Genomic DNA, 4,505 nt, shown 5'->3' on the forward strand with positions numbered 1-4,505 from the left:
TCATACCCAGGATCTTTAAAAATTAATTAAGATCAATGGGTTAAATCATAATGTACCTAACAGTCAACCTGTAGGTAAAGTTCTTTAAAAATTCGATATATAAATCAAGCTGTTAATATATTGTACAACAGGTGTATTTAAACAAAACGATATTGTTTTGTCCTAATTTTGGGATTTTTGTTAATTAGGGAAATAATTGCTTGATTTGATGGGTATTAATGGACTTAAGGGTTCACCTTTAGTATAATGAATGTGCTTAAAAATCAATTAATTAAAGGAGAACCCATGGAGCCATTATCCCTATTTCTATCTAATCTGTCAACCAATTTATCTCCAACTGCCAAAAATCTACTGACGGTTCTTTCTAAGGACAATATCCGAGATATAGCTTTTAAATGTAAAGCCTGTATTAGGGAACGTAAATTCTCTCTCTCCAGTTATCTGTTAGGCAGTCTTTCTAAACTGTGTTCATCAACCAGAAGCTCTGAATTTACTCTTAACGACTTTCACATGAATTACAATCGAAATCAGGATCAAGCCCTAAAAATGAGCCATAAGTGCATTCATAAACAGCTTGATTCTGATGAAGCTCTGGCTGTTGTCAAAACCATAGTTGAACAGTCTATTTCTCTGTTCTCTCACAAGCTTGCAAAGAAGATTAAGAAATATCTTTCAGAAGATTTGAATACGATTCTTGATGCTATAGGCGTTAAAGATATCATTCTCATCGACGGTACAGAAATTGACCTCCAGTACTCCTGTGCTGCAAACTTCGGCTGTCAGGGAAAAGGCAGAGACAGATTAGATGGTGAATCTGCAAGACCTGGTGCAAAGCTTCATGTTGCATATTCTCTGGTTCAGCAGACCTTTATTTACATAGATATCTCTGAAGCTGTAGGTTCTGAAAGAGACCGTGTTCTCAAAGAATATCTTAAAGGCTGTCTGCTCATTGCGGACAGAGGCTACATTGATGAAGAACTTGAACAGTCTCTTTCAGAAGAAGGTATTCAGTTCCTGATTAGAGGTAAGGTCAACACCAATGGAACAATCATTGAAGCTTTTGCTGAGGATGGTTCAAGACTGAATGAATACATTGGTAAAAAGCTTAAGAATTTACCTAAAAAGCTAAATTGCGATGTAACCATCAGGACAGCCAAAGGCAATACTCTTAGAATTATCCACAGATATAATCCTGCTGCGAAGGTTGAGGATAAAATCTCTATTCTAAGAACCAATGTCAGAAGAGATAAGCTTGCTTCAAAACAGCTTTATCTGCTTTACAGAGTCCGCTGGAACATTGAGCTGTTCAATAAAGCTAATAAGAGCGGCAACAATCTAAAAAGCATTAACTCCAGTAAGAAGAATGTAATTCTTATCTTTATCCTGCTTTCTCTTCTGGCCTCAATTATCAAGACCTTCTGTGGAACTAAGGCTGTTATAAAGCATGAGATTACAAACTTATCACTGCTGAAACTGCATAAGTACAACGATCTCTTTGATGATTTCGTAAATGCACTTGCGTACAAAAGCAGATCGACCATATATCGAATTTTTAAAGAGCTTCTCGCTAACATCGCAGAGTTCTGTACAAGAACGACACCATCGCAGCGAGATCGAATTTTATTAAAAGATCTGCCATTATTATTTTGGCAGATCGCTAACCAACCAGGGACCTCTTGTAAAATTGCTTAAGGTCCTGGGTATGATAAATTTTTAAAAGACCTGTGTTCTTTAAATAATAATGCAGAGGTCTTCTGGCATGAGCATAACATCTGCAGCTTTTTAGAGTTACGCCTTGCTCATTCAGAACTTTAATGGCTGAGTCATATCCGGCATATCCATCAGAGATTAGATACTTCAGAGGAGAGTTTTCTGATTTTAGCTCGTAACTGTTAAATATTTAGTACCTAGCTCCAATCCCGCATAAATAGTACGATCTTAGCAAATTTTTAGTTTGCTAAGGAGTCACTATGAGTAGCATAGATCCCGAGGTAGTCAAAAATATTGTAAAAGATATTACAACCTCACAACTGTCCTCGTACCAAATCGCCTATAAATATCATTTGTCAAAGAATACTATTGACCGCCTTGGTATCTCTCATCTGGGTGAAGTTATCTACAACCAAAAAGAGAAACTAGCTTTTGAAGCTCTTATTGAACAAATCAAAGTGCTAAAAAATCAGGGATTCTCCGTAACTAAGATGTCTGAGCATCTGGGTATCTCCAAATCAACTATGTTTAAGATCGTTAACAGGTATGAGACTGATCGTAAGGAGCAGGTTCAGGTTATCTCAGTCGAGCATCCAGAGTCCAATCAGGAGATTTCTGAGCAGACTTCACTTCTCCCTCTTATAGAAAATGAAGAGCCAATGAGGCGCAACAACTTTTACAGACACAACAGATACAGGAACAATGTCAACTCAGATTCTGATTACGCCCGAATCCAGTTGAATGGCGTTCAGCTGTCATTTAATCCCAAACAGCCACAAATCTGGGAGACTGTTAACAAGATTATGAGCTTGCTGCAGGAGTAACCCATGTCAATATTATCATCAACAGGTAAGATTTTATTGGTTCGTGAGCCTGTCTGTGGCAGATTTGGCATTCATAAGCTGATGGCCATGATAAGCTCTGGCTCAATAGGTGTAAAGTGGAACGGTATTGATGAATTATGTTAAAAGTAACATAATTCATCTTATGTTTAGAAAGAGTTATTGTTGAGTGACTTTGATATCTTATTTATTTTTTTAGTTTTATTCAAAATTACTCAACATAACAGTTTAATTTACTCTACGTTTAGTCAAATTTTCTAAAAAATTCAATGTGTTTTCATCTTTATTATTTATCTTTTCTAAATTAGTAAAATTTTCTCCATCAGTAATCTTTGACAAGCTTTCCGCAACTGTATTTGCCTCCCTTACTTTCTTATAATGTCCAATATAAAATTTTTCGGTTATCTGCACACTGCTATGACCAAGCAAATCTCTAACGTAGATAAGATCTACACCATTGGCTATATTTAATGTAGCAAAGGTGTGTCTCAGCATATGAGGAGTCACCTCATCAGGAATTAGTTCAGGCGCTTTTATTCTTGCTTTCTCTGCATATTTTTTTACAAGGTTATAAACACCATGTCTAGATATAGGTTGTCCAAATTGATTCAGAAATAGATATTCTTCTCTTCTAGCAGGATGCTCTAAGCCAGTCTGTTTCATATAGATTATTATTTTCTGTACGATCTGCTTCTGCAATGGCACTGTTCTGTATCTAGCTCCTTTTCCGATAATTACCATAGAGGCAGGATTCCCCAAATTAATATCTTTTGGCCTGAGGTTGATTACTTCTGAAACTCTTAAACCAGCACCTACCATGAGAGAAATAATCAGCAGATTTCGCAACCTATTTCTAGGTTCTTCTATTACTTCATGAATAAACGCTTCTAACCCCTCAGAACTCAGAAATTTAGGAGCCTGATGGATAGGAGTTTTTATTCTGATGGCTTTAATTTCCGCATACTGCTGCTGATAGTCTACGATTTCATATTCAAGATAATTGATAAAACTGACAATAGCTGCTTTTCTCTGGTTTCGTGTGGCAGCACTGTTTTGCTTTTCCTCTGCAAGATAACGAATGAACTTTTCTACCAGTGTTCTTGTAAGCAGGGCTATGGTCATATTTTCAATCAGTATATGTTCATAATCTCTTATATATTTTAAGAATAGAGAGAATGTCTTGCTGTAGGATTCTATTGTTTTAGGAGAGTACCCTTTATCTTTAGGCAGGTACTCTGTAAAGAATTTCTGTATATGCAGATTAAAATCAGTCAACATATTCTGGTACCTCCAGACTATCTCCTAATGATTTCAGTGCTTTTTCTAGAGTATCATCAAGCTTAGAACACAGATAAGGGAAAAGCATTGTGGCGTATCGCAGGTAATATTCACAAGAACTTACATCACTGTGACCGAGCCATTGTGCTAGGTAAATAAGTGAATTATGCATATCCTTACCACTATCTATAAGTTGTTTACAGCTCATGACTGCAGCAGTCCATCTCCAGTCATGAACTCTAGGTCCTTTATGCTCTCCATTGTATGGAATTCCAGCTCTATGCAGAAATTCAACGTGATAGCTGTGAATTGTTCCCTGACTAACGCTATTATTTAATGCTTTAAGTCCCCAGAAAATGGCATCATGATCTTTAATTTGATAAAAGGTTTTGCTGGCATAGGAGCGCATTAGAGAAAGAAGATCGTCATTTAAGATGCAGTAACGTTCTGCTCCGTTCTTGGTTTTACTTAGTTTTACATACCTAGGATCTTAAGAAATTTATCCTAGGATCCGCATAAATTAAAGGATATGCAACTGTTACCAGTTGCGATCCGTTGCTGAATTTAATCAGCATCAAAAGTTCTTTAAAAATTTGATATATAGATCAATGTGTTAATAAAATATACAGAGCTTTATTCTGATATTTTGCAATTGTTTTATCCGTAAAATTGGAT

Annotated in this window: 5 protein-coding genes and 1 pseudogene; 3 read left to right on the plus strand and 3 right to left on the minus strand. The window is 36.2% G+C overall.

Going from position 1 to position 4,505, the window contains the following annotated elements; genetic code table 11:
• Positions 1 to 285: 285 nt before the first annotated feature.
• Entirely contained in the window at positions 286 to 1,692 is a 1,407-nt protein-coding gene (locus QZU45_RS10910; RefSeq protein ID WP_295355223.1) for an IS4 family transposase, read from the plus strand.
• On the opposite strand, the gene QZU45_RS12530 is transcribed toward QZU45_RS10910, so the two are convergent.
• Entirely contained in the window at positions 1,658 to 1,900 is a 243-nt protein-coding gene (locus tag QZU45_RS12530) for a transposase (RefSeq protein ID WP_366925495.1), read from the minus strand. The genes QZU45_RS10910 and QZU45_RS12530 overlap by 35 nt on opposite strands.
• 70 nt (positions 1,901 to 1,970) lie before the next feature.
• Here QZU45_RS12530 and QZU45_RS10915 point away from each other — a divergent pair, with 70 nt between their 5' ends.
• Together QZU45_RS10915 and QZU45_RS10920 are read left to right on the plus strand one after the other, a co-directional pair.
• On the plus strand, positions 1,971 to 2,534 hold the full coding sequence (locus QZU45_RS10915) for a hypothetical protein (protein ID WP_295355225.1): 564 nt from the start codon (positions 1,971 to 1,973) through the stop codon (positions 2,532 to 2,534).
• 3 nt (positions 2,535 to 2,537) lie between these two features.
• A complete protein-coding gene (locus QZU45_RS10920; RefSeq protein WP_295355227.1) occupies positions 2,538 to 2,678 on the plus strand; it encodes a hypothetical protein in 141 nt (46 codons plus the stop codon).
• A 102-nt stretch (positions 2,679 to 2,780) separates the two neighbouring features.
• Here QZU45_RS10920 and QZU45_RS10925 read toward each other — a convergent pair whose 3' ends face one another.
• Positions 2,781 to 3,830: a tyrosine-type recombinase/integrase gene (locus QZU45_RS10925; protein ID WP_074945673.1), complete on the minus strand. Its 1,050-nt coding sequence runs from the start codon at positions 3,828 to 3,830 to the stop codon at positions 2,781 to 2,783.
• Positions 3,820 to 4,302: pseudogene (locus QZU45_RS10930) on the minus strand (tyrosine-type recombinase/integrase); the annotation flags it as partial. The gene QZU45_RS10925 and the pseudogene QZU45_RS10930, both read right to left, overlap by 11 nt.
• Positions 4,303 to 4,505: the final 203 nt, after the last annotated feature.

Source organism: uncultured Succinivibrio sp. (assembly GCF_902756765.1).
Classification (GTDB): Bacteria; Pseudomonadota; Gammaproteobacteria; order Enterobacterales; family Succinivibrionaceae; genus Succinivibrio.